24 protein-coding genes and 1 pseudogene are annotated in these 24413 nt (G+C 69.7%); 12 read left to right on the top strand and 13 right to left on the bottom strand.

The genetic code is table 11. The annotated features are described in order from the left end of the window. The first annotated feature begins 63 nt into the window (after positions 1-63). The 5 genes from OG407_RS08135 to OG407_RS08115 all read left to right on the top strand — a co-directional run bounded on the left by OG407_RS08135 (position 64) and on the right by OG407_RS08115 (position 6076). Complete coding sequence (locus tag OG407_RS08135; RefSeq protein WP_405856429.1) at positions 64-1881, top strand: ABC transporter family substrate-binding protein; 1818 nt, start codon at positions 64-66, stop codon at positions 1879-1881. Between the two features lie 113 nt (positions 1882-1994). After that, positions 1995-2981 carry an ABC transporter permease gene (locus tag OG407_RS08130; RefSeq protein ID WP_403601837.1) on the top strand — a complete coding sequence of 329 codons (987 nt, stop codon included), beginning with the start codon at positions 1995-1997 and terminating at the stop codon, positions 2979-2981. After that, entirely contained in the window at positions 2974-3894 is a 921-nt protein-coding gene (locus OG407_RS08125) for an ABC transporter permease (RefSeq protein ID WP_328684993.1), read from the top strand. The genes OG407_RS08130 and OG407_RS08125 overlap by 8 nt, the downstream gene beginning before the upstream one ends. Positions 3895-3911: 17 nt before the next feature. Further along, a complete protein-coding gene (locus OG407_RS08120; protein ID WP_405868329.1) occupies positions 3912-5009 on the top strand; it encodes an ABC transporter ATP-binding protein in 1098 nt (365 codons plus the stop codon). Next, entirely contained in the window at positions 5006-6076 is a 1071-nt protein-coding gene (locus OG407_RS08115; protein ID WP_405856426.1) for an ABC transporter ATP-binding protein, read from the top strand. The genes OG407_RS08120 and OG407_RS08115 overlap by 4 nt, the downstream gene beginning before the upstream one ends. Here the strand turns inward: OG407_RS08115 and OG407_RS08110 are convergent. Genes OG407_RS08110 through OG407_RS08100 form a run of 3 tightly spaced genes read right to left on the bottom strand, consistent with a single transcriptional unit; the run spans position 6049 to position 8787 of the window. Then, a complete protein-coding gene (locus OG407_RS08110; protein ID WP_405856424.1) occupies positions 6049-7104 on the bottom strand; it encodes a protein kinase family protein in 1056 nt (351 codons plus the stop codon). The two genes, OG407_RS08115 and OG407_RS08110, sit on opposite strands and share 28 nt — an antisense overlap. A gap of 15 nt (positions 7105-7119) precedes the next feature. After that, complete coding sequence (locus OG407_RS08105) at positions 7120-7422, bottom strand: DUF1905 domain-containing protein (RefSeq protein ID WP_405856422.1); 303 nt, start codon at positions 7420-7422, stop codon at positions 7120-7122. Between the two features lie 9 nt (positions 7423-7431). Then, positions 7432-8787, bottom strand: a complete 1356-nt coding sequence (locus OG407_RS08100) for a dipeptidase (RefSeq protein ID WP_405856420.1) — start codon at positions 8785-8787, stop codon at positions 7432-7434. Between the two features lie 132 nt (positions 8788-8919). On the opposite strand from OG407_RS08100, the gene OG407_RS08095 reads away from it, so the two are divergent. Next, positions 8920-10197, top strand: a complete 1278-nt coding sequence (locus OG407_RS08095) for a geranylgeranyl reductase family protein (RefSeq protein WP_405856418.1) — start codon at positions 8920-8922, stop codon at positions 10195-10197. Here OG407_RS08095 and OG407_RS08090 read toward each other — a convergent pair. Next, positions 10187-10636 (bottom strand): nitroreductase family deazaflavin-dependent oxidoreductase, encoded by a 450-nt coding sequence (locus tag OG407_RS08090; protein WP_405856416.1) that lies wholly within the window; start codon positions 10634-10636, stop codon positions 10187-10189. The genes OG407_RS08095 and OG407_RS08090 overlap by 11 nt on opposite strands. A 167-nt stretch (positions 10637-10803) precedes the next feature. Between OG407_RS08090 and OG407_RS08085 the strand changes: the two genes are divergently transcribed. From OG407_RS08085 to OG407_RS08075, 3 genes are all read left to right on the top strand, one after another. Then, complete coding sequence (locus OG407_RS08085) at positions 10804-11496, top strand: TetR/AcrR family transcriptional regulator (protein WP_405856414.1); 693 nt, start codon at positions 10804-10806, stop codon at positions 11494-11496. A gap of 159 nt (positions 11497-11655) precedes the next feature. Then, the gene (locus tag OG407_RS08080) at positions 11656-12867 is read left to right on the top strand and encodes a sensor histidine kinase (RefSeq protein ID WP_405856412.1); all 1212 of its coding nucleotides are present in this window, start codon (positions 11656-11658) and stop codon (positions 12865-12867) included. Then, positions 12864-13529, top strand: coding sequence for a response regulator (locus OG407_RS08075; protein ID WP_405856410.1), 666 nt, complete (start codon positions 12864-12866; stop codon positions 13527-13529). The genes OG407_RS08080 and OG407_RS08075 overlap by 4 nt, the downstream gene beginning before the upstream one ends. On the opposite strand, the gene OG407_RS08070 is transcribed toward OG407_RS08075, so the two are convergent. Further along, positions 13490-13777, bottom strand: a complete 288-nt coding sequence (locus OG407_RS08070; protein ID WP_405856408.1) for a DUF6332 family protein — start codon at positions 13775-13777, stop codon at positions 13490-13492. The two genes, OG407_RS08075 and OG407_RS08070, sit on opposite strands and share 40 nt — an antisense overlap. A gap of 148 nt (positions 13778-13925) precedes the next feature. Beyond that, complete coding sequence (locus tag OG407_RS08065; RefSeq protein ID WP_405856406.1) at positions 13926-15416, bottom strand: MFS transporter; 1491 nt, start codon at positions 15414-15416, stop codon at positions 13926-13928. Between the two features lie 87 nt (positions 15417-15503). On the opposite strand from OG407_RS08065, the gene OG407_RS08060 reads away from it, so the two are divergent. Beyond that, the gene (locus OG407_RS08060) at positions 15504-15881 is read left to right on the top strand and encodes a MarR family winged helix-turn-helix transcriptional regulator (RefSeq protein WP_405856404.1); all 378 of its coding nucleotides are present in this window, start codon (positions 15504-15506) and stop codon (positions 15879-15881) included. Between the two features lie 67 nt (positions 15882-15948). Here OG407_RS08060 and OG407_RS08055 read toward each other — a convergent pair whose 3' ends face one another. Together OG407_RS08055 and OG407_RS08050 are read right to left on the bottom strand one after the other, a co-directional pair. After that, the gene (locus OG407_RS08055) at positions 15949-16689 is read right to left on the bottom strand and encodes a maleylpyruvate isomerase family mycothiol-dependent enzyme (protein ID WP_405856402.1); all 741 of its coding nucleotides are present in this window, start codon (positions 16687-16689) and stop codon (positions 15949-15951) included. A gap of 618 nt (positions 16690-17307) precedes the next feature. After that, the gene (locus tag OG407_RS08050; protein ID WP_403601873.1) at positions 17308-17916 is read right to left on the bottom strand and encodes a flavin reductase family protein; all 609 of its coding nucleotides are present in this window, start codon (positions 17914-17916) and stop codon (positions 17308-17310) included. A 41-nt stretch (positions 17917-17957) separates the two neighbouring features. Here OG407_RS08050 and OG407_RS08045 point away from each other — a divergent pair. Together OG407_RS08045 and OG407_RS08040 are read left to right on the top strand one after the other, a co-directional pair. After that, positions 17958-18407: pseudogene (locus OG407_RS08045) on the top strand (MFS transporter); the annotation flags it as partial. A gap of 143 nt (positions 18408-18550) precedes the next feature. Next, positions 18551-19285 (top strand): GntR family transcriptional regulator, encoded by a 735-nt coding sequence (locus OG407_RS08040; protein WP_405856400.1) that lies wholly within the window; start codon positions 18551-18553, stop codon positions 19283-19285. A gap of 40 nt (positions 19286-19325) precedes the next feature. On the opposite strand, the gene OG407_RS08035 is transcribed toward OG407_RS08040, so the two are convergent. Genes OG407_RS08035 through OG407_RS08015 form a run of 5 tightly spaced genes read right to left on the bottom strand, consistent with a single transcriptional unit; the run spans position 19326 to position 24364 of the window. Then, positions 19326-19649: an L-rhamnose mutarotase gene (locus OG407_RS08035; protein WP_405856398.1), complete on the bottom strand. Its 324-nt coding sequence runs from the start codon at positions 19647-19649 to the stop codon at positions 19326-19328. Beyond that, on the bottom strand, positions 19646-21172 hold the full coding sequence (locus OG407_RS08030; protein ID WP_405856396.1) for a sugar ABC transporter ATP-binding protein: 1527 nt from the start codon (positions 21170-21172) through the stop codon (positions 19646-19648). Before OG407_RS08030 ends, OG407_RS08035 begins: the two co-directional genes overlap by 4 nt. Next, a complete protein-coding gene (locus OG407_RS08025; protein WP_405856394.1) occupies positions 21169-22212 on the bottom strand; it encodes an ABC transporter permease in 1044 nt (347 codons plus the stop codon). Before OG407_RS08025 ends, OG407_RS08030 begins: the two co-directional genes overlap by 4 nt. After that, the gene (locus tag OG407_RS08020; RefSeq protein WP_405856392.1) at positions 22209-23273 is read right to left on the bottom strand and encodes an ABC transporter permease; all 1065 of its coding nucleotides are present in this window, start codon (positions 23271-23273) and stop codon (positions 22209-22211) included. Before OG407_RS08020 ends, OG407_RS08025 begins: the two co-directional genes overlap by 4 nt. Then, a complete protein-coding gene (locus OG407_RS08015; protein WP_405856390.1) occupies positions 23270-24364 on the bottom strand; it encodes a mandelate racemase/muconate lactonizing enzyme family protein in 1095 nt (364 codons plus the stop codon). The genes OG407_RS08020 and OG407_RS08015 overlap by 4 nt, the downstream gene beginning before the upstream one ends. Positions 24365-24413: the final 49 nt, after the last annotated feature.

The raw sequence follows: 24413 nt of genomic DNA, 5'->3' as shown, positions 1-24413 counted from the left end.
TTCTCTCGCGGCCGCCGGCCGCCTTGACGGGACCGGACCTTTCGCCGGTCGAAGGAGAGGAACATGCGCGCGCCATCCTCGGCCCTCACCCGGGCCCTCACACTCGCCGCCGGGCTCGCCCTGGTGCTCACCGCCTGCAGCAGCAGTGGCGGGGGCGGCGGCTCCGGCAAGACCAGCTCGGCCGGGCTCACGTCCTGCAACACCGTGGGCAAGGCCAACACCTGCAACTCGGCCACCACCAAGTCCGGCGGAACGTTCACCTATGTGCTGGAGAAGAACATCCAGCAGTGGAACGTCCAGGACGTCAACGGCAACACCTTCGAGAACGGGGAGGCCCTGGAGGTCGTCCTGCCGCAGGTGTTCATACCCCAGCCGGACTTCACCGTCGCCCTCAACACCGACCTGGTGACCTCGGCGACACAGACCAGCGTCAGCCCGCAGACCATCGTCTACAAGATCAACCCGAAGGCGGCGTGGAACGACGGCACGCCCATCACCGCCGACGACTTCACCTACTACTGGCGCACCAACAACGGCAAGGACTGCCCGCCGCCGCCCGCCAGCGACTCCACGCAGACCAAGGGCTGTCTGCCACAGAGCACCGCGGGCTACGACCGCATCAAGTCCCTCACGCCCTCCGACAACGGCAAGACCTTCACCATGGTGATGACGAAGCCGTACTCGGACTGGAAGTCCCTGTTCGGCGCGGGCTATCCGCTCTATCCGGCCCACACCGCCGAGAAGCTCTCCGGCGCCAAGGCCGGTGACGCCGCCGCCATGACGGCCGCCCAGATGGCGCAGGCCTGGCAGTACTTCCTGAAGACGCCGCCCACCAAGTACCCCACGGCGGGCGCCTACAAGATGCAGCAGTGGGTCGACAACGACCACGCCACCTACGTGCCCGACCCCAAGTGGACCGGCGCGAAGAAGGCGACCCTCCAGCGGCTGATCTTCAAGGTCATCTCGGACGCCACCCAGGAACCGACCGCCCTCAAGAACAACGAGGTTCAGGCGATCTACCCGCAGCCCGAGGTGGACCTGGTCAACCAGGTCAAGGACATCCCCGGCGTCACCTACACCATCGGCAACGGGCTGACCTGGGAGCACTTCGACCTCAACCTGCACGACCCGGTGATCGGCAAGTACCTGGCGCTGCGGCAGGCGATGTTCACGGCGATCAACACCAAGGACATCATCGCCAAGACGGTCGGCCAGTTCGACCCGGCCGTGAAGCCGCTCGGCAACCACAACTTCGTTCCCGGGCAGGCCGGTTACAAGGACGTGGTCTCCGCCTCCGGCCAGGGATCGGGTGACCTGACCAAGGCGAAGGCGTATCTCACGGCCGCCAAGTTCACCGGTGTGGGTACGGCGTTGAAGACACCGGACGGCAAGGCCGTCGGACCCTTCAACTGCCGCTACACCACCGGCAACCAGATCCGGCAGAGCGAGTGCCAGATCCTGCAGAGCAACCTGGCGAGCCTCGGCATCAAGATCACCATCAAGCCGATCGGCGCCGCCGACCTCGGCACGGTCCTCTCCGGGCACCAGTACGACATCATCGTCTTCGCCTGGGTCGCGGCGCCGTTCCCGAGCAGTGGCGCCCAGCAGAACTGGTTCACCGGCGGTGGCGGCAACTTCGGCGGCTACAGCAACAAGAAGGCCGACGCCCTGATCTCCCAGGCCGTGGGCGAGACCGACGCGACGAAGTCCGCCGCGCTCCTCAACCAGGCCGACCAGCTCATGGTGAACGACGCCTACGTCCTGCCGCTCTACCAGAAGCCGACGTTCCTCGCCGTGCAGACGCGGTTCGTCAACATGCGGAACAACGCCACGAATGTGGGCCCGGCCTACAACACCGGCACGTGGGGCCTGAAGAAGTAGTCCTACGGCTGACAGCTCCACCGGCACGCCCGTCGAGCCCGGCCCCGCGACACCGGGGGCCGGGCCCGGCCCGGACGGCATCTCCGACCCGCCGGCCTCCGAGAGAAGACCGCATGCTCGCCTACACCGTGCGCCGCATCCTCGTCTCCATCCCCGTCCTCATCGTCTCGACGTTCGTCGTGTTCCTCGTCGTCATCAACTCCGGTGACCCGGTGGCCAACTTCGCCACCTCACGGCAACCCGCGCCCAGCAAAGCGGCGGTGGCCGCCTTCGCCCGGCACATCCACGCCAACCAGCCGGTGATGGAACGCTATTGGAACTGGATCACCGGCGTCCTGCACGGCGACTTCGGCCCGTCCGTGCAGGCCAACCTGAACATCGGGCACGACCTGTTCACCCGGTTCAAGGTGACCATCACCCTGGTCGCCGCCGCGATGATCCTCGCGCTGATCATGGCCGTCGTGTTCGGCGTCTTCAGCGCGATCCGCCAGTACTCCGCCGCCGACTACACGATCACCTTCTTCGGCTTCCTGTTCCTCGCCATGCCCGTGTTCTGGTTCGCGGTCCTGCTCAAGCAGGCCGGGATCTGGTTCAACCAGAAGACCGGCAGCCAGTTCCTCGGCACCATCGGCGAGAAGTCGCCGTACCTCGAAGTCGACACCACCTGGAACCAGTTCACCGATCACGTGGGCCACCTCATCCTGCCCACCATCACCCTCGCGCTGGTCTCCTTCGCGTCCTGGACCCGCTACACCCGCGCCTCCATGCTGGAGGTCCTCAACAGCGACTACGTACGGCTCGCCCGCGCCAAGGGGCTGCGGCGCGGCAGGGTGATGACCCGGCACGCGCTGCGCACCGCCCTCATCCCGCTCGCCACTGTGACCGCGCTCGACATCGCGATCATCCTGGGCGGCGCGGTGATCACGGAGACGATCTTCCAGTGGCACGGCATGGGCGAGATGCTGGTCCAGGCGGCGACCACGCTCGACGTCTACCGCACCATGGCCTGGCTGTTGCTCTCCGCCGTCGTCGTCATCGGGTTCAACCTCATCGCCGATCTGCTCTACGCCGTACTCGACCCGAGGATCCGCTATGACTGACATCGAGGCACCGGGGTCCGCGGGCACGCAACTACCGCGCGGCGACCACGAGTTCACCGTACGACAGCGCACCCAGACCCAGCTGGTGCTGCGCCGCTTCGTGCGGCACCGGGCCGCGATGGTCAGCCTGGTCGTGTTCGTGCTGATCATCCTGTGGGCGTTCATCGGCCCGCACCTGTGGCACTACTCGTACCAGAAGTACACCGAGGACAACTCCAAACCCCCTTCCCTGAAGCACCCGTTCGGCACCGACTCCTCGGGCTACGACGGCTACGCCCAGGTCATGCGCGGCACTCAGACCTCGCTCAAGATCGCCATCATGATCGCGCTCGGCTCCACGCTGCTCGGCGCGATCTGGGGAGCCGTCGCCGGCTTCTACAAGGGCATCGTCGACGCGGTCATGATGCGCATTGCCGACCTGGTGCTGACGCTGCCCCTGTTCGCTATCGCCCTGGTCATCTCCTCGCGCACCGGCGGCTCCTGGTACTGGATCGCCATCGTGATCGCCGGACTCACCTGGGCGTACGTGGCCCGGGTGGTGCGCTCTTCGGTGCTGTCACTTCGCGAGAAGGAGTTCATCGAGGCGGCGCGGGCGCTCGGCGCCTCGGACACGCGGATCATCTTCCGGCATCTGCTGCCGAACGCGCTCGGCCCGATCATCGTCAACGCGACGATCCTGGTGGCGACCGGCATCCTCACCGAGACCGCGCTCTCCTTCCTGGGCTTCGGTGTCCAACCCCCCGACACCTCCCTGGGGTTGCTGGTCTCGCAGGCGCAGACGGCGGTCGACACCCGGCCCTGGCTCTTCTACATCCCCGGCGCGTTCATCATCGCCATCGCGCTGACCATCAACTTCATCGGCGACGGACTGCGCGACGCCTTCGACCCCCGGCAGCAAAGGGTGCGACAGTGACGACCACGAGTCATGGAGTGCGGGAGGTCCCCGTGACGTCCGCCGTGCTCGAAGTCGAGGACCTCAGCGTGGAGTTCGCCACCGAGGACGGGCTGGTGCGGGCCGTGCGCGGCGTCGGCTACCGGATCGACCGGGGCGAATCGCTCGGCATCGTCGGCGAGTCCGGGTCCGGGAAGTCGGTCACCGCCCTCGCCGTGATGGGGCTGCTGCCGACCGGCGCCAAGGTGCGCGGCTCGGTCCGCTTCGAGGGCACCGAACTGCTCGGCCTGTCCGACGCGCGCCTGTCCGACCTGCGCGGCAGCGGCATCGCGATGATCTTCCAGGACCCGATGACCTCCCTCAACCCCGTCTACAACGTGGGCTATCAGATCAGCGAGACCCTGCTCCGCCACAACCCCGGGATGAAGCACAAGGACGCCCGCAGACGGGCGATCGAACTGCTCGGCACGGTCGGTATCCCCAGCCCCGAGCGCCGCGTCGACAGCTACCCGCACGAGATGTCGGGCGGCATGCGCCAGCGCGTCGTCATCGCCATCGCGATGGCCAACGACCCGGACGTGATCATCGCCGACGAGCCGACCACCGCCCTCGACGTCACCGTGCAGGCCCAGATCCTCGAAGCTCTGGAGACCGCCCGCGCCGAGACCGGGGCGGCGCTCGTCCTCATCACCCACGACCTCGGTGTGGTGGCCGGCCACACCGACCGGGTCGCGGTCATGTACGCGGGCCGGATCGTGGAGACCGGCTCCGTCGAGGACATCTTCTACACCCCGCGCATGCCCTACACCCTTGGCCTGCTCGGCTCCCTGCCCCGCATGGACCGCGAGGAGGCACGGCTCACCCCCATCACCGGCTCACCGCCGAGCCTGCTCAACCTGCCCCCCGGCTGCCCCTTCTCGCCCCGGTGCCCCATGAGCCGGGACGTGTGCGACACCGATGAACCCGCCCTGCGCAGAGCCGGCGGCGACCTCCACCTCAGCGCCTGCCACTTCGCCGACGAACTCGTCGACACCGGCGCCGACCAGGTCTTCGACGTGGTCGGCGCGGACACCGAGGCCCTGGCCCGCTTCGCCGACGCGGCCTCCACCACGGACCCCGAGGAGGACGCCGTATGACCGCGCCCGCTCAGACCGCCACCCCCCTGCCGCCACTGCCCGGCCACGGCGGCACCGGCGAACCGGTCCTCCAGGTAAGGGACTTGGTCAAGCACTTCCCGGTGATGTCCAAGGGCGTCATCCGCCGCCGCGTCGGCGACGTGCACGCCGTGTGCGGGGTCTCCTTCGACCTGCACGAGAACGAAACCCTGGGCCTGGTGGGGGAGTCGGGCTCCGGCAAGACGACGATCTCCCGCACCGTCCTCGGCCTGGAACGCGCCACCTCGGGCCGGGTCCGCTACGGCGAGCACGAACTCACCGAACTGAGCAGACGTCAGATGCGCCCGCTGCGCCGAGAGTTGCAGATCGTCTTCCAGGACCCGTACGCCTCTCTCGACCCGCGGATGACCGTCCACGAGATCGTCGCCGAGCCGCTGCGCATCCACGGCCGGTACGGATCCGGGGCGGCCGGTGAGGTGAGCGAACTCCTGCGCCTGGTCGGACTCAACCCGGAGCACGGCAACCGCTTCGCCCACGAGTTCTCCGGCGGACAGCGCCAACGCATCGGCATAGCGCGGGCGTTGGCCCTGCACCCGAAGGTGATCATCCTCGACGAGCCGGTGTCGGCGCTCGACGTGTCGATCCAGGCGGGCGTCCTCAACCTCCTGATGGACCTGCAGAGCGAACTCAGCCTGTCCTTCCTCTTCGTCGCCCACGACCTGTCGGTGATGCGCCATGTGGCCGGCCGGGTGGCCGTCATGTATCTGGGGCGGCTGGTCGAAATCGCCCCGGCCCGGCAGCTGTTCGCCCGCCCGGCCCACCCGTACACCCAGGCCCTGGTCTCCGCCATCCCGCTCCCCGACCCGCGCAAGGAACGCGCCCGGAAACGGATCACCATCCAGGGCGACGTCCCGAGCCCGGTCCGCCCGCCCAGCGGCTGCCGGTTCCGCACCCGCTGCCCCAAGTTCGCCAACCAACTCACCGACAGCGAACGGACGTCGTGCGTCGAGGAGATACCGGCGCTGGTGGACCGGGGCGGGGGCAACCCGGTCGCCTGCCACTACGCGGAGAGTGTGGAGTTGCTGTAGTCGAGGCCGAGTTCCTCGGCGGACGGGTAGGGGGTCAGTCTGCTCTCGTCCTGCACGCGGCGGTTGAAGTCGCCCACCGTCGCGCCGAGTTGGGCGTACCGGGAGATGAGTCCGGCGGCGGCCCCGGGGATGCCCTCGGGGCGCTTGCCGTCGGCGCACGCGCGGATGAACTCCTGGCGTTCGTCCAGCCCGTAGCCGTACAGGTCCACGACGAGCCAGTGCACCAGGTAGGAGAAGGCGTACGCGCGGTCGTAGTGCCGGTGGCGGTTGTAGAAGTCGCGTTCGTCCACCGCGAGTCGGAAACGCGGGGAGAGGGCGAGGCCGTAGTCGGCGAGGTAGAGCTGCTGTCCGTCGGTGAGGATGTTCCTGAAGTGGACGTCGAAGTGCGTGAGTTGATGCGCGTGAAGGAAGCCGGTGACGGCTTCCAGGCCCCGCTCCACGAGGGCGCAGGCGGTGTCGGGGTCGTCGCTGCGCAACTGCTCGGAGAGCCAGTCGTGGAGGGTGTGCGGCAGGTGTTCCATGAACAGGGTCAGGCTCGCGGACGCCGTGCGCAGGGCCTCGATGTGCTCCCGCCCGCCGCCCCAGTAGGCCATGTTCCGTTCCACGTCGGCGAGTTCGTCGGGCAGCGGCTGTGGTGTGTCGGGCAGTACGCGCCAGTGGTGCAGCAGAGGAAAGCCCGGAAAGCGGCCGGACAGCGTCCAGTTGGTCGTCATCTCGTGGACGGCCAGCTCGCGCCAGACGCCGAAACCGGGGTTGGGGACCGCACCAATGCCGTAGTGGCAGTAGGCGGGCGCCCCGAACACGTTGGCCGTGGACCGGACGTTCTCCGGCCGCCGCTCCACGTCGGTGAGCGGCATCCGCTTCACGAACACGCTTCTGCCGTCCACCTCGATCAGCGCCGAGCGACCGCCGACGCTGGTGCCCAACGGCGTGCCGGCCTCGACCAGTTCGGCGAGTTCGTGGTCGGAGAGCAGGGCGAGGGACGTGGCGATGTCGCTGTGGGTGACGAGACGGGAGGCGGGAGCCATGTCTCCCATCCTCGGTCAGCCGACCGGGAGTTGGAGGTTGATGGTCATTTCCACACTCACCTCGTCGTCCGCCCCGAGACCCTGCGGCTTGCGCACGGCGTTCTTGAGCGGCAGCAGATAGCCGCCGTCCTTGGGGAAGAGCGAGGTGGTGAACACCACGTCGCCGATCCTGGCCTCGACCGGGATGACACCCCAGCCGTACGAGGCCAGGGCGGCGACCTCGCGGATGTCCGCCGACTCCTCGTCCGGCACGGGGACGAAGTAGTACGGCGAAGGGCCGCGCCACTCGATCACCCGGCCGGTGAAGACGAACCGCATGGTCACCGCTCAGTTGGCCGCGTAGTTCTGCAGGAACAGGGCCTCCGCCACCGACAGTCGCTCCAACTCCTCAGGGGAAACACTCTCGTTGAGGGCGTGGATCTGGGCCTCCGGCTCGCTGAGGCCGATGAGGAGGATCTCCGCCTGCGGGTAGAGCGCCGCGAGGGTGTTGCACAGCGGGATGGAGCCGCCCTGGCCCGCGTACTGCATCTCCTGGCCGGGGTAGGCGACCGCCATCGCGTCGGCCATCGCCGTGTACGCCGGGCTGGTCGTGTCGGCGCTGAACGGCTGGCCCTGGCCGATCTGTTCGGTGCGGACGCGGGCGCCCCACGGCGTGTGGGCCTCCAGGTGCGCTTGGAGCAGCTTGGTCGCCTCGGCCGCGTCGACGCCCGGCGGGACGCGGAGGCTGACCAGCGCGCGGGCGCCGGCCTGCACGGACGGGGTGGCGCCGACGACCGGCGGGCAGTCGATGCCGAGGACCGTGACGGCAGGGCGGGCCCAGATGCGGTCGGCGACCGTGTCGGAACCGATCAGTTCGACGCCGTCCAGCACCTTCGCGTCCTCGCGGAACTGCTCCTCGTCGTAGGCCAGCCCCTCCCAGGTCGCGTGGGCCGCGAGTCCGTCGACCGTCGTCGAGCCGTCCTTGCCGCGGAGCGAGTCCAGTACGCGGATCAGCGCGGCCAGCGCGTCGGGTGCGGCGCCGCCGAACTGGCCGGAGTGCAGGTTGCCTTCGAGGGTGTCGACCTGCACGCGCACCATGGTCATGCCGCGCAGGGTCGAGGTGACCGTGGGCAGACCGACCCGGAAGTTGCCTGTGTCGCCGATCACGATCGTGTCGGCGGCGAGGAGGTCGGGGTGTTCTTCCGCGTACCGCTCAAGCCCGCCGGTGCCCTGTTCCTCCGAGCCCTCGGCGATCACCTTGACGTGCACCGGGACACCGCCGTTGGCCTTCAGGGCGCGCAGCGCGAGCAGGTGCATGATCACGCCGCCCTTGCAGTCGGCGGCACCGCGCCCGTACCAACGGCCGTCGCGCTCGGTCAGTTCGAAGGGCGGGCTGGTCCAGCCGGCCTCGTCCAGCGGAGGCTGCACGTCGTAGTGGGCGTAGAGGAGCACGGTCTTGGCGCCCTCGGGGCCGGGCAGGAAGCCGTAGACCGACTGGGTGCCGTCCGGGGTGTCGAGCAGGGCCACGTCCTGGAAACCCTCGGTGCGCAGCGCGTCGGCGACCCAGTTCGCGGCGCCCTCGCTCTCGCTCTTCGGGAACTGGTCGAAGTCCGCCACCGATCGGAAGGCCACCAGCTCGGTGAGCTCCGTCCTCGCCGTGGGCATCAGCGAGGCGACGGTCTCGGCGACCGGATGCGACGACATGGGCACGCTCCTTGTGGGTGCGACGTTGTACGAATGATGCCGTCGATCCTCCCACAGCGGTCTGTGGCGATGTCCGCCGTAGGATGCGGGGGACAGGTGCGGCAGCGGCTTGATCGGGAGCAGTAGACCATCGTGAGCAGCGAGAACTCTTCGGCGGACGACGAACAGCGGGTGTGGGACGTCGTCGTGGTGGGCGCGGGACCCGCAGGGGCTTCGGCCGCCTATGCGGCGGCGGTCGCGGGACGGCGCGTGCTGTTGCTGGAGAAAGCCGAGCTGCCCCGCTACAAGACATGCGGCGGCGGCATCATCGGACCCTCCCGCGACTCCCTCCCGCCCGGCTTCGAACTGCCGTTGAAGGACCGGGTGTTCGCCATGACGTTCTCGAACAACGGGCGCTTCACGCGGACCCGCCGGTCCCGGCAGATGCTGTTCGGGCTGATCAACCGGCCGGAGTTCGACCAGCAGCTCGTCGAGCACGCGCAGAAGGCGGGCGCCGAGCTGCGGACGGGCGTCACAGTGACACGAGTCGAGCAGCACGGCTCCGCGGTGCCGGACCGGCGTACGGTCGCGGTCGTCCTCCAGGGCGGCGAGACGGTGCTCGCGCGGGCCGTGGTCGGCGCCGACGGCAGTGCCAGCCGCATAGGGGCGCACGTCGGGGTCAAGACCGACCAGGTGGATCTGGGCCTGGAGGCGGAGATCCCGGTGCCGGAGACGGTCGCCGAGGACTGGAAGGGCCGGGTGCTCATCGACTGGGGCCCCATGCCCGGGAGTTATGGCTGGGTCTTCCCCAAGGGCGACACGCTCACGGTCGGGGTGATCTCCGCGCGCGGTGAAGGCGCCGCCACGAAGCGGTACTTGGAGGACTTCATCGCCCGGCTCGGCCTCGCCGGCTTCGAACCGGCCATCTCCTCAGGGCACTTGACCCGGTGCCGGGCGGACGACTCGCCCCTGTCGCGCGGGCGGGTGCTCGTGTGCGGCGACGCGGCGGGACTGCTGGAGCCGTGGACCCGTGAGGGCATCTCGTTCGCGCTGCGGTCGGGGCGGCTCGCGGGGGAGTGGGCGGTGCGGATCGCCGAGGCGCACGACGCGGTGGACACCCGCCGCCAGGCGCTGAACTACGCGTTCGCGATCAAGGCGGGGCTCGGCGTCGAGATGAGCGTCGGCAAGAGCATGCTGGCGATCTTCGAGAAGCGCCCTGGTCTGTTCCACGCCGCCCTCACCGGCTTCCGGCCGGCCTGGAAGGCCTTCATGGACATCACCCGGGGCTCGACAACGCTGGGCGAACTCGTACGCAGCCACCCGATGGCACAGCGCGCGCTGACCGCGATCGACCGCAGGAACGCGGAACCGGTCGAGCCCGTGAAGCCCGTGAAGCCCGCGGAGCCCGTGGAGGGCGAGGTCAGCTCCTGACCGTGACGTGGAACACCGGGTGGTCGGGGGCGATCCGGCGCAGCTCGTCGTCGGAGGAGTCCGGGCCGACTCCTCCGAAGAACACCCCGACCTCGGCCTTCCACCGCTTGAGGTAGGCGCGCAGCAGCGGCACCTTGTCGTCGCCGGTGACCTCGGTCGCCGTGAACGCGTCCACCTTCTTGCCGAGCCGCAGCTCGCCGCCGCCCGCCGCGCGCATGTTGTGCGTCCACTGGACGTGGCCGCGCGGGGCGACGAGGTACTGCTTTCCGTCCACCGTCAGCAGGTTCACCGGGGTGGTCCGCCACTCGCCGCTCTTCCGGCCGCGGACCGCCAGCACGCGTGAACCCCAGACGCTGAGGCCGCGGCGGGTGAACCAGGCGACGGCGCGGTTGAAGACGTTCACGGTGAACCAGCCGGGCTTCTGGACGTGTGTGCTCATGACGACTCCTGGGTTTCGGAGAGCGTGGCTCGCTTTTGTGAGCACTGCTCTCGTTCTCGGGAACAGTGTGCATCGGCCTGGCGATCCATTGCAAGAGCGGTGCTCTCTTTTCTGTTCGCTGCTCTTGTTTGTGTGCGCTGCTCTGATTCCGTGCCACACTGGCTCGTATGAGCACCACACAAGGCGCCCGCGCCCGAGCCAGGATCGAGGTCACCGCGGCCATCAAGGACGAGGCACGCAGACAGCTCGCCGCGGAAGGGGCCTCGAAGCTGTCGCTGCGCGCCGTGGCGCGCGAGTTGGGCATGGTCTCCTCCGCGCTGTACCGGTACTTTCCCAGCCGTGACGAGCTGCTGACCGCTCTCATCATCGACGCGTACGACTCCGCCGGGGAGGCCGCGGAGGCTGCGCACTCCGGGGTTGTGGATGCGGGTCCGTTGCGGCGGTGGGTGGCTGTGTGTGAGGCGGTGCGGGGGTGGGCGCTTGCGCATCCGCACGAGTACGCGTTGATCTACGGGTCGCCCGTCCCCGGGTACGTCGCTCCCGAGACCACCGTTCCGTCTGCCGCGCGGGTTGCCCTGCTGCTTATCGGGATCGCGCGGGATGCCCACGAGGCCGGCACCTTGACCGAACCTCCGCTCCCGGTGGATCTTCACCCCGAGGCTGAGCGTATGGTCGCGGACTTTGCCGGGGACCTTCCGCCCGCGGTGGCTGTGGCCCTTGTGAGCGCTTGGGCCGAGCTGTATGGGCTGGTCAGCTTCGAGTTGTTCGGCCAGTTCCGTCGGGTGGTGGAGGACCGTGAGCCCTTTTTCCGTCATGCGGTACGACGGCTCGCGTTTGGGGTGGGGCTTGCGGATGTGTGAGGGCTCCGGTGGGTGTGCAGTTTTTTGTCTGCGAGCCGGTGGGGGCTGGGCGCGCAGTTCCCCGCGCCCCTGAAGGGGCGCTGTACTCCCCGGGGAGTATGCGTGATCACCCCGTTCAGCTGACGACCCCGGTGCCGACCGGCGTCTAGCGTGACGGGTATGGACGAGCGGTGGGTACGCGGTGGGGGACCGCCCCAGTGGTGGCGGCACGGACCGCCGTGGGGTGGCTCGGCGCGGTGGCCGTGGCGTTCCACGTTGCTGGTCACCGTGTTTGTGCTGGGCGGCAGCAACTTCGCCTCGCACAGTCAGCCCGACCGGGTCCCGCTCGACCTCTACGCGCGCGTGCTGCTCATCGTCGGGTCGGCGCTGCTCCTGTGGCGTCACCGGTACCCCGTGTGGGTGGCCTTCGGCACCGTGGGCGCCGCCGTGCTCTACCTCGGTGCCGGATACCCGTACGGCCCGGTGTTCGTGACCGTCGCCCTCGGCTGCTTCAGCGCGGTCGTCGCCGGTCGGCGCTGGGCGGCCTGGAGCGCGCTCGGTCTGCTGTGGGCGGCGCATCTCCTGATCTCGCACTGGTTGTATCGGTGGCTGCCCCCGCAGCACGACCACGCGATGCCCTGGGGCGGTGAAGTGGCCGTCGCCACCTGGGTGGTGGCCATCGCCGCGGTCTCCGAACTGGCCCGCACCCGCCGCGACCAGTGGACCCGGGAACGGGCCGAACGCGCCCAGGCGGCCAGGCGCCGCGCCGACGAGGAACGGCTGCGGATGGCCCGCGAACTGCACGACGTCCTCGCGCACAGCATCTCCGTCATCAACGTCCAGGCGGGCGTCGGCCTCGCGCTCCTCGACTCCGACCCCGAGCAGGCCCGCACGGCCCTGACCACCATCAAGGCCGCCAGCAAGGAGGCGCTCGGTGAGGTCCGTCAGGTCCTCGACACCCTGCGCACCCCGGGCGACGCCCCGCGCGCCCCGGCCCCCGGCCTCGACCGGCTGCCCGAACTGGTGCAGCAGGCGGCGAGCGCCGGCCTCACCGTCGCGGTCGACGGAACACCGCCCCGCCTCCCGCCCGGCACCGACCTCGCCGCCTTCCGCATCGTCCAGGAGGCGCTCACCAATGTCGTACGACATTCCGGTTCGCGGCACGCGCGCGTGCGTGTCGAGCACGACCCCCGGGAGCTACGGCTGCGCATCGACGACGACGGGCCCGCGACCGGCGCGGAGGCCGGGGGGAGCGGGAACGGGCTGGCCGGAATGCGGGAGCGGGCCGCCGCGCTCGGTGGCACGATCGAGGCGGGCGCACGCCCGGACGGCGGCTTCAGGGTGCTCGCCGTACTGCCGTTGAAGGTCACGCCGAAGGAGGACGACCGGTGATCCGGGTACTGCTCGCCGACGACCAGGCCCTGGTCCGGGCCGGCTTCAAGGCGCTGCTGGACGCGCAACCGGACATCGAGGTGGCGGGCGAGGCGTCCGACGGCGAGGAGGCCGTGCGCACGGTGGCCGAACTGCGCCCCGATGTCGTCCTGATGGACATCCGCATGCCGCTGCTGGACGGCCTGGCCGCGACCCGCCGGATCACCGGGGACGGTGACCTCAAGGACGTGAAGGTGGTCATGCTGACGACCTTCGAACTCGACGAGTACGTCTTCGAGGCGATCCGCTCCGGCGCCTCCGGCTTCCTGGTCAAGGACACCGAACCGGACGAACTCCTGCGCGCGGTAAGGGCGGTGGTCGAGGGCGACGCGTTGCTGTCGCCGGGCGTGACCCGCCGCCTGATCGCCGAGTTCGCGGCCCGCTCCAAGGAACCCGCGACCGCCGACGCCCTGACCCGACTCACCGAGCGGGAACGGGAGGTGATGGCCCTGGTCGGCATCGGACTCTCCAACGACGAGATCGCCCGCCGCCTGGTCGTCAGCCCCCTCACCGCGAAGACCCACGTCAGCCGCACGATGGTGAAACTGGGCGCGCGGGACAGGGCCCAACTGGTCGTGCTGGCCTACGAGTCGGGGTTGGTACGCCCCGGCTGGCTGGGCTGACCCGACTCCTGCCGGTACTGGTACAGCACGGTCGCCACCCGGACGAGGAACACGACCGGCACGAGCACGAGTCCCCCGCGCACGAGCAACGTCTCGACAGCGCCCGGCAGTTCGAACAGCAGCGCCGGCCCGGCGACCGCCCCGAACAACACCGCCGCCACGAACGCCGCGCTGACCAGCGCGTACCCGATCTCCACGGTCATCGCGTCCCGCTCGGCCTGCGTGCGCCGTCCCCCGGTCATCGTCATCCCGAAAGTCTCACACGCACGCGCCCGACGGAGCAATCGGCTCCGCCGGGCGTGTGCGAGGTTCAGGCGCGCCCCAGAGGGGCGCGGGGAACTGCGCGACCAGCCACATCGGACCCGCAGACGACACACTGGCCGTCCAGCCGAGTTCCTAGTCGCGCAGCGCCACTCGCTCCGCCTCCGCCTCCGTCACCGTGGACTTGGCCACGACGATGGACTGTTGGGCCCGGCGCGTACGCAACCCCGGCAGCGAGATCAGCAACCCGGCGAGCGCGATGAACGTCACCACCACCAACCCCGGCCGGTAACTGTCCAACACCGCCTGCGGGGTGGCATGCGCGGGCGCGTGCGCGGTGACCACGGCCGTGACGACGGCCAGGAAGATCGCGCCGCCCACCTGCACCGAGGTGTTCAACAGCCCGGAGACCATGCCCTGTTCGTGGTCGTCGACCCCGTTGGTGGCCTGGATGTTGAGCGAGGGGAAGACCAGCGCGAAGGCCGCGCCGATCAGCAGCATCGACGGCAGGATCACCGACGCGTACACCGGGTCGACGCTGACCCGCAGGAACAGGGCGTACCCCACGACCATCAGCGCGAAGCCCACCACGATCAGCCGCTGGGTGCCGAACCGGTCGACGATCGCCCCCATCTTCGTCGAGGACGCCGCGACCAGCGCACCGGCCGGCAGGAAGGCGAGCGCCGTGTGCAACGCCGACCAGCCGAGCAGCTGTTGCATGTACAGCGTGACCAGGAACTGGAAGCCGACGTACGACCCGAAGAGGGCCATCGCGCCGAGCTGGGCGCGGATCTGGTTGCCGGAGCGCAGTACCCCGAGCCGGATCAACGGCCCCGCGGAGCGCCGCTCGACGTACACGAAGACGGTCAGCATGACGGCAACCGCCAGGAACGACAGGAGAGTTCGGGCCGACGCCCAGCCGACTTCCGGTGCCTGTACGACGGTGAAGACCAGCAGCAGCATCGACGCGGTACCGAGGACGGCGCCCGGGATGTCGTAGCCGTTGTGGTCCTTCTCGCGTTCGCTGCGCGGCAGCAGCTTCAGGCCGGCGAGGAGGGCGAGCAGGGCGATCGGCGCGGGCAGCAGCATGGTGAGGCGCCAACTGGCCTCCGTGAGCAGGCCGGAGAGGACCAGGCCCATCGAGAAGCCGGTGGCCGCGCAGGTGGTGTAGATGGACAGGGCGCGGTTGCGCAGCGGGCCCTCGGGGAAGGTCGTCGTGATGATCGACAGGCCGGCCGGTGCGGTGAAGGCCGCGCTGAGGCCCTTGATGAAGCGGCTGGCGATCAGCAGCGGGCCCGAGTCGACGAGCCCGCCGAGCAGCGAGGCCACCGCGAAGACACCCAGGGCGACCAGGAAGACCTGGCGTCGGCCGAGCAGGTCGGCGGTCCGGCCGCCGAGGAGGAGCAGGCCGCCGTATCCCAGGATGTAGCCGCTGACGATCCATTGGAGCGTCGAGGTGGAGAGGTCGAGTTCGGAGCCGATGGAGGGCAGCGCGACGCCGACCATCGACACGTCGAGCGCGTCCAGGAACATCGCGGCGCAGAGCACCAGCAGGGTGCCCCACAGCCGTGGGGTCCAGCGGACCGCCGACGACGGGGCCGCGGGAGGGGAGAGCGGAGAGGTCATGCCGCAGACAATACATGCGCATGCATCGAATGCGAACGCATTTAATTCCGATGCAACAAACTCGTTTCTCTGCTACGGTGCGCTGTCATGGCGGCGAAGAAGGCCGAGCAGGTGCTCGTGGACCAGTGGCGGGAGATGCTGGCGCTGCATGCCCGTACGCAGTGCGAGCTCGACCGCGCGTTGCATCAACACGGCCTGTGCGGCAGCGACTTCGAGGTTCTGGACGTGCTGTCCGCCGAGTCCTGCGCGTTCCGCGTGCAGGAGATCTCCGAGCGTGTCCACCTCAGTCAGAGCGCCCTGTCCCGCCTGATCGCCCGGCTGGAGAAGGACGGCCTCGTCGAGCGCGGCATGTGCGCGGAGGACCGGCGGGGCGTCCGCGTGACCCTCACGGACAAGGGGCGGACACTGCACGGTGAGGTACTCCCGTTGCAGCGCGCGGTGTTGACGAAGATGCTGAGCGACTGACGCGTCGTCAGTTTCAGATCCGTCATTCCTGGATCCATCGGTCCCGGATCCTTCGGTCCTGGATCCGTCAGCTCCAGGTGACGGCGGACTTCTCCCGCCACAGCCCTGCGACCGACACGTCACCGGTCACGCTCGGGAACGGCCCCCGGTTCCACAGCGCCCGGTACAACTGCCCTGCGGGACCTGCCAGTTCGCAGTCGGCGCTCCCGATGCCGTCCCGCTCGGCGGCGGGCGGTTCCTGGGACAGCCGCATGGTCCACACCGCGTCGTCCGCGTCCGTCGCCCGCACCCGCAGTACCCGGGGCCCCTCGCTGCGGACCCTGCTCGTGCGGCGACCGTGGAAGCCGCGCAGCAGCTCGTCGATGCCGTCGGCCGCGAAGTCCGGGGCGATCTCGCCGGCCATCCCGCCGCGCGCCGCCTCGGCGTCCATCCGGTGCACGGTCGTCTCGTGCGCCTGGCGCCGCGCCCAGAACGCGAGCGGTGACGGCGCCGGCAGGAAATGCCAGCACTCCATGTCGGGCGGGGCGGCGGAGAGGGTGTCCACGAGGGAGCGGTGCCCCGCCCGGAACCAGGTCACCAACTCGGCGCCGTCCAGGTCCGGGAGGCCACCGTCGGGGTGGTACGCGGGGTGCCCCTCGGCGACGAACGCGGTCGCCCAGCGATGCACCATCCCCGTGTGCCGCAGCAGATCCCGCACCTGCCACCCCGGACAGGGCGGCACCTCGGCGTCGACGCCCGCCGCCTCCGCGGCCGAGGCCAGCAGGCCGCCCTCCCGGTCCAGGGTCCGTACGAACGCATCGGTGTCCATGCGGCCGAGTGTGTCGTATCGCAGGGGTGGTGCGCTCGTCGGTGAGGGAGGGCGGCCGGTACGTCGGGCGGAGGCGAGCGCGTTGCGCAGGACGGTGACGGCCAGCGTGATCGCGGCGGCGGACGGGTGCCATCTCGCGCCGGCGGGCCGCGGCCTCGTCGAGCCAGGTGCGGATGCCTGCCCGGGTCCAGCGCGGCAGCGCGGCCAGGTCTGCGTACGCCTCGCCCATCACGCCGTAGACCCGATCCACCAGCGCGTCGACGATCTCGGCCCTGCCGGGGAAATGGGCGTAGACCGTGGCCCGGGTCACCCCCGCCGCCTGGGCGATGTCCTCCATCCGCGCGTCCAGAAACGGCTTCTGTTGAACTCCCGGAGCCTGTCGACGCGGTGCCGGGAGTGGATCTGCGCCTGGCAGCGAGAGGCAGGCGGCAATCCTGATATGGGTGAACCACCGGCCCAAGTGCCGCGATCCGCCGGGCCGGCCGACCCCGAGGTCGCCGCGTGGGGGGCGGCTGAACTGAGAGGAGGGAACGGCCTCTTGGCCCGAGTCAGCTCGACCCGGCCCGAGTCAGCTCGACCCGGCCCGACTCAGCTCGACCCGACTCGACCCGGTTCGCCTCAGTCCGACTGGGACCAGTCGGCGTACCGGATACGGCGCAGGTCGACAACCTCGCCGAGGGTGCCCCACTCGTCCTTGCCCAGACGGGCCAGGGGGCGCAGCCGGGTGACCTCGGGATGGCCGTCGTGCAGGACGGTCTCGTCGATCGCGAGGTGGACCACCCGTCCGAAGACCACGGTGGAATTGCCCAGCCGTAGCGTGCTGTGCAGTTCGCACTCCAGCGCCACGGGGGAGCGGGCGACGCGCGGTGCCTTCACCCGCGTGCTGGCCTCGCGCTCGACTCCCACGGCGTCGAACTCGCTGACCCCTTCCGGGAAGTCCGTGGCGGTCTTGTTCACCTCGTCGATGAGGGACTCCGGGGCGAGGTTGACCACGAACTGCCCGGTGGCCTCGATATTGCGCAGCGAGTCCTTACGACCGACCGAGGAGAACTGCACGATGGGCGGCGCGACGCACGAGACGGTGAAGAAGGAGTGCGGGGCGAGATTGTCGACGCCGTCGGCGGAGACCGTCGACACCCAGGCGATGGGGCGTGGAACGACGGTCGAGGTGAGGAGCCGATAGACCACGACCGGTTCCAGCTGGGCCGGGTTGAATTCAGTGCGCATACCAGCGATATATCAGATACCCACGAGGTCTCGCGCTCGGCTGGGCCTCGGGGCAGACCGAGGTCATGGTGGCCGGCGGGCCGGTGCTGATCGGCGCGGCCGTGTGGGTGGCGTCGCGGGCCGCCGAACCCGTCGTACCGCTCCACATCGTGAGGCAGCGGACGACCGCGCTGGCGATCGTCGGCGGCCTCTCCGTCGGTACGGCGATGTTCGGTGCCGCGGTGTTCCTCAGCCAGTACTTCCAGCTCAGCCGCGGGAACAGTCCGACCGAGGCGGCCCTGCTGACGATTCCCGTGATGGCCGGGATTCTCGGCGCCTCGACGGTCGCGGGCCGGTTGATCAGCCGGACCGGGAAGGTCAAGCCGTTCATCATCACCGGGGCTGTTCTCCTCACACTCGGGTTCGCCGTGCTCGGCACCATCGACTCCAGGACGCCCATGCCCCTGCTGGGCGTGGCGATGCTGTGCGTCGGGATGGGCGTCGGCATGACCGAGAAGGGCGGGGGAGCGGCGATGGTCGCCACGGAGGCCGGGTGACGGGCGGAACCAGACGGCGAAGTTCCGCGGGAGCCCCTTTCGACCCGTCTACCTGGGTAAACTGTCGGGAACGCCAAGTGCCTTGAGAGGGAGCCGGGATGCCGCCGCACAGTCCTTCCGCGGCCGGGGTTCCGGACGAGGGCGAGAGTGAGAGCGGCGAGCAGAGCGTGCCGCCCGTCCGGCAGGCGCTGTCGGACAGTGTGTACGAGCGCGTCAAGGCGATGGTCATGGACCACGAGATCGCTCCTGGCGCCCGCGTCGGCATCGAAGCGCTCGCCCGCACCCTCAAGGTCTCGCCAACTCCCGTACGGGAGGCGCTCGCCCGGCTGGAGTCCGATGGTCTGGTGGTGAAGCGCGCGCTCTCCGGATACCGGGCCACGCAGCTGCTCACCCGTCAGGGCCTCGACGAACTCTTCGAAATGCGGCTGCTGTTGGAGCCGAAGGCAGCCGCGCTGGCCGCCGTCAACGCGACCGAAGCGCAACTCGACAGCCTTGAGCGGATCGTCGAGGAGATGCAGGCCCATCCGAGCCCGAACGAACGGTACGCGTCCTACCGTGACTTCGCCGCCCTCGACCAGCGCTTCCACGAGGCGATCGGACAGGCCGCGCACCGGCCGCTGCTGGCGGACGCGGTGGAACGGCTGCACGCGCATCTGCACATCTTCCGGCTCAGCAAGGTAGTTGGCGCCTGGGGACCCACCGTCGCCGAGCACGAGCGGATTGTCCGTGCCGTTCTGCGCCGCAACCCGGAACGGGCGGCCGAGGCGATGACGGAGCACCTGACGCGCAGCCTGGAACGGCAGATCGAGGACGGCGAGCCGACCGTCTCCTGAACGGCCGCTGTAAAAGGGGGAGTTGGGATCCTGCCCCCGCTCACTCCATCAGGAACACCTGTTCCGCCGTGGCCCACCACTCGCCGGGGGCCGCCTCCGGAACGGGCACCTGACAGGGGGCGGTCAGTTCCCACCATCGCCGGGTGGTCTCGTCCTCGGCCATCAGGGCCAGGTCCGCCGCGAGATCGTCGCCGTGGTACTCGAAATAGCTGAACAGGCGGTCGCCCAGCAGATGGATCGAGTAGTTGGAGATGTGGCAGTGCCGGATGCGGTCGAGCACCGGCTGGGGCACGTTTCGGTGCAACTCCCGGTATTCGTCCAGCTTTTCCGGGCGTACGGAGATGACCTGGGCCACGCGCCTCACGAGCGCACCGCGGCGCGGTCGTGGATCAGGCGGATGACCCGGCCGCTCATGCGGTCGTAGTCGCGGTCGTTGTCGAGTTCGCCGCGGATGCGGTGGTCCGTCATGACGACGATGCGGTCGGCGAGGGTGACCATCTCCGCGAGGTCGCTGCTGATGAGGAGGATGGGCAGGCCGTCGCGGGCCAGGTCCCAGATCAGTTCGTGGAAGGCACGCTTGGTGTGGACGTCGACGCCCACCGTCGGCTCGTCGATGACCAGCAACTTGGTATCCGCGGCAAGCCACTTGGCGAGGCTGACCTTCTGCTGGTTCCCGCCCGAGAGCTCACCCGCGTTCTGCCCGAGCCCCGAGACGCGGATGCCGAGCCGGTCGACGAGATCCTGCGCCACGTCCCGCTCCTCGCGCGCCGAGACGAACCCGAGAGCCTTGGCGAGCCGCTTCCACACCGTCACCGTGATGTTGCGGACGATGGGCTGCTCAAGGAAGACGCCCTCCTCCTTGCGGTTCTCGGTGACGTACCCGATGCCGAACTCGTGCAGGGCCTGGCGGGGGGAGGTGATGCGGACCGGGCTGCCGTGGACGCGGACCTCGCCGCCCGTGATGCGGTCCAGGCCCAGCACCGCCTTGACCAGCTCGCTGCGCCCGGCGCCGACCAGTCCGTACAGGCCGACGATCTCGCCGGGCCGGACCTCCAGGCTGATGTCACGATGTCCGCCGGCCGTGGAGACCTTGTCCAGTACGAGAGTTGGGGTGGCGGAGCGGTCGACCGTGCGGGGGCGCATCTCCTGGGCCGCGTGGGCGCGGCCCACCATGAGGCCGACGATGTCGTCGTGGGTGTGGTCCGACAGGGGCGAGGACTCCAGGACCGACTTGCCGTCGCGCAGCACGGTGACCGTGTCGCAGACCGCGAAGACCTCCTCCAGTTTGTGGCTGACGAAGACGACACAGGCGCCTCGGTCGGCCAGTCGCCGGATCACCTCGAAGAGGCGTTCCGTCTCCTGCGGGGAGAGGGACGCGGTCGGTTCGTCCAGCAGCAGGACCCGGCTCTCGGTGTAGAGGGCCTTGGCTATCTCGACCAACTGCTGTTGCGCTACGGAGAGTTCACGCACCGGCCGCTGTGGGTCGAGGTCGACGCCGAGTTCCGCGAGGCACGCGACGGCCGGTGCGGTCATCGCCTCGCGGTCGACCAGGCCGCGGTGTGAAGGGGGATTCTGCAGGGTGATGTTCTCCGCCACCGAGAAGCCGGGGATCAGGTTGCGTTCCTGGTGGACGACACCGATACCGGTGCGGGTCGCCTCCAACGGCGAGCGCAGATGGACCTGTTGGCCGTTCCAGGTGAGCCGGCCGCCGTCGGGGGAGTGGACGCCGGTGAGCACCTTGATGAGGGTCGACTTGCCGGCGCCGTTCTCGCCGAGGAGCGCGTGCACGCTGCCGGCGGTCAGCGTGAGCCCTACGCCGTCCAGCGCCCTGACACCGGGGAAGACCTTGACCAGGTCCTGGCATTCGAGAAGAACCGTGCCGTTCACTGGGCACCTCCGGTCTGCGGCAGGACGGCGCCGTCGGTCGTCGCGGACTTCTCCAGCCGCGTCTGGTGCAGTCGGCCAGCGGCGACCGTGCCGAGCACGACCAGGCCGATGAGGAGGTTCACCCAGCTCGGGTCCAGCGAGAACTGGGCTCGTGCGGCATCGATCAGCCGGGTCACGAAGGCCGCAAGTACCGTGCCCAGTACGGCGATTGAACCGCCGGTGAGGGCCACGCCCCCGATGATCGGCGCGGCGAAGCTCGGCAGCAGCCAGTCGCCGCCGACGCTGCGGTTGACGCCGGGCAGCGAGGCCGTGGCGGTCACGGCGGCCACGCCGATCAGCAACCCGGACAGAGTGTGCGCGGCGACGATCTGCCGGTCGGTGGAGATGCCGGACAGCCGGGCCGCGAGCGGGTTGCCGCCCGCCGCGAGGAGCCGTCGGCCCGCGACGGTGCGGTACATGAACGCGGCCAGCAGCGCCGCCGCGACGAGCGCGGTGACGAAGACGAGCGGGATGTTCAGTGGCGCCGCCGTGCCGAAGTCGCGCAGTGTGCGCGAGTAGCCGTCGACGGTCCGGGTGCCGGTGAGCCGGTACTGCGCTCCCAGGAGGATCGTCATGGTGGCGAGGGTGACGATGAACCCGTTGATCCGGGTGCCCACGATGGCGACACCGGTCGCCAGCCCGATGGCCGTCGCCGTCAACAGGCCCACGATCACGGCGACTCCGGCGGGCACCCCGTGGTCGGCCATGAGGACGCCCATCAGGCAGGCGGTGAAGCCGCCCAACGCGCCGACGGCGAGGTTGAGTTGACCCACGCACAGCGCCACCATCTGGGCCAGCCCGATGAGAATGGGAGTGGCCAGGTACTGAAGAAAGACCCGCACCGAGGGACCCTCGAAGAACGAGCCCGACGAGGCGATGCCCAGCCCCACATAGCCCACCACGACCACGCACAGCAGCATCGCCGCCGTGGAACGCGAGAACCGGCGCAGCGCCTCGCCGCCCCAACTCCCTTGGCCCAGCGTCACGTTCAAGCGGTTCATGTCGAACGCACCACCTTGCGATAGGACACCACGGTGCGGATCCGGTCGGCCGACAGGGCCAGCAGGAGGACACAGCCGAGGTAGATGTTCAGGCTCTCCAGGCCAACGCCGAGCAGGTCGAGGCCCTTGCGGATCACACCGACCAGGGCGGTACCGAGCAGCGTGCCCAGCACGGACACCACCCCGCCCGTGAGCAGGGTGCCGCCAAGTACCGCGCCCAGGAAGGACGGCAGCATGAAGTCGTCGCCGATGGAGGCGCGGAACGTGCCGGTGCCGGCCGCCGCCATGAACCCGGCCAGCGCGGCCAGCAGCCCCGACAGCGTGTGCGCGAGCAGGATCCGGCGCCCGGTGGGGATGCCGGACAGCTCCGCGGCGGCCGGATTGGCGCCGGTGAGCAGCAGTTCACGGCCGATGCGCGTGCACCCGTAGAGGAAACCGAGGGCGAGCATCGCGAGGAGCGTGAACTGGGCGATCTGCGGGACGGCCGGGGAGCCGCAGATGGGGCCCGCGCAGATGTCGGCGAGGGAGTAGGAGCGCAGGGCGTCGATGCCGGAGGGGTGGGTCGTGAAGGCGGCGTCGTCGGTGAGGGATGAGTACAGGAGGGAGACCAGGCCCAGGAGGGCGAAGTCCATGGCCAGGGTGACGACGAAGGAGCTCACTCCGGTGCGGGCGATGAGCCAGCCGGTGACCGCGCCGATCGCCGCCCCGGCGCCCAGGCACATCAGCAGCCCCACCTGCATCGGGACGCCGAGACGGTCGTAGCCGAGGCCCGCGAACATGGCGCCGAAGGCTGCCATGCGGCCGACCGCGAGGTTCATGTGGCCCACGGACAGGGCGACCAGCTGCGCGAGCGCGACCACGGTCAGGGTGGCGATGTCGCGCAGGAGCGGGAACAGCACCAACTGCTGGTCCAGGAAAGCCGGTCGGAGCACGCCGAACAGGACGCTGAGCGCGATGACGAGGACCAGGAGACCGAGCCGCTGGTTGACCCAGAACGGCATGCGGTGACTTGCCGCCTTCTCCTCCGTGACGGTGTCCGGCGCGCTGATCGACGTCGTCATGCCACCCTCCGGTCGTCCAGCGCGTCCGGGTCCCAGTCGATGCCGATGCCGGGTACGTCCGGGGCCACGGCCATGCCGTCGCGGATGGTCAGCTCCGTGCGGGTCACCGCCCTCAACTGCGGTATGTACTCCACGTATTGGCCGTTCGGTACGGCGGCGGCGAGGCTGACGTGCAGTTCCATCAGGAAGTGCGGGCAGACCGCGACGTTGTGGCTCTCCGCCAGGTGCGCGACCTTCAGCCACGGCGTGATGCCGCCGATCCGCGCGGCGTCGACCTGCACGACGGACGCGGCACCGGCCTCCAGATAGCTGCGGAACTGCATCAGCGAGTACATCGACTCGCCTACGGCGACGGGGATGCGGGTCGCCGCCGCGAGCCGCGCGTGCCCGCTGATGTCGTCCGCGGGCAGCGGCTCCTCCAGCCAGTACGGGTCGTACGGCTCCAGCGCCGCCGCGAGCCGGAGCACGGAGGACGCCGTCTGGGACTGGTTGGCGTCGGTCATGATGTGGAGGGAAGGGCCGACCGCCTCGCGGACCGCGCGCAGGCGCTCCGCGTCCTCGGCGGGGTGCGGCCTGCCCACCTTGATCTTGACGCCCGCCCAGCCCAACTCCTGGGCGCGCAAGGCGCTTTTGACCAGTTCCTCGGCGCTCAGATGGAGCCAGCCGCCCTCGGTGTCGTAGACCGGCACCTCCTGGCGGTGGCCGCCGGCCAGCCGCCACAACGGTTCGCCCGCCCGCTTGCAGCGAACGTCCCACAGGGCGGTGTCGACGGCGGCGAGGGCGAGCGAGGTGATGGCACCGGTGGTGGTGGAACGGGTCAGCGCGAACAGCCGTTGCCAGAGCCCCTCGACGTTGCGGGCGTCCTGTCCGACGAGCGCGGGCAGCAAGTGGTCGCGCAGCAGGGCGAGTACGGAGCTGCCGCCGGTGCCGATCGTGTAGGAGTAGCCGGTTCCCGCGAGGCCGTCCGCCGTCTCCAGGTCGACCAGGACCGTCTCCTGTTTGACGAACGACTGCACCGCGTCGGTGCGGTTCTGCTCGACGGCGATGTCGGCCAGCCTGGCGGTCGCGGCCGTGATGATGCTGCTGCTCATTTCAGCAATTCCGTTTTCTGTTAGGGGAGTTGGCCGTCAGCGTCTGGTC

The sequence above is a fragment of the Streptomyces sp. NBC_01515 genome, from assembly GCF_045040345.1.
Lineage (GTDB): Bacteria > Actinomycetota > Actinomycetes > Streptomycetales > Streptomycetaceae > Streptomyces.
Note: the sequence above shows the minus strand (reverse complement) of the source record. Positions and strands in the feature narration are given on the sequence as shown.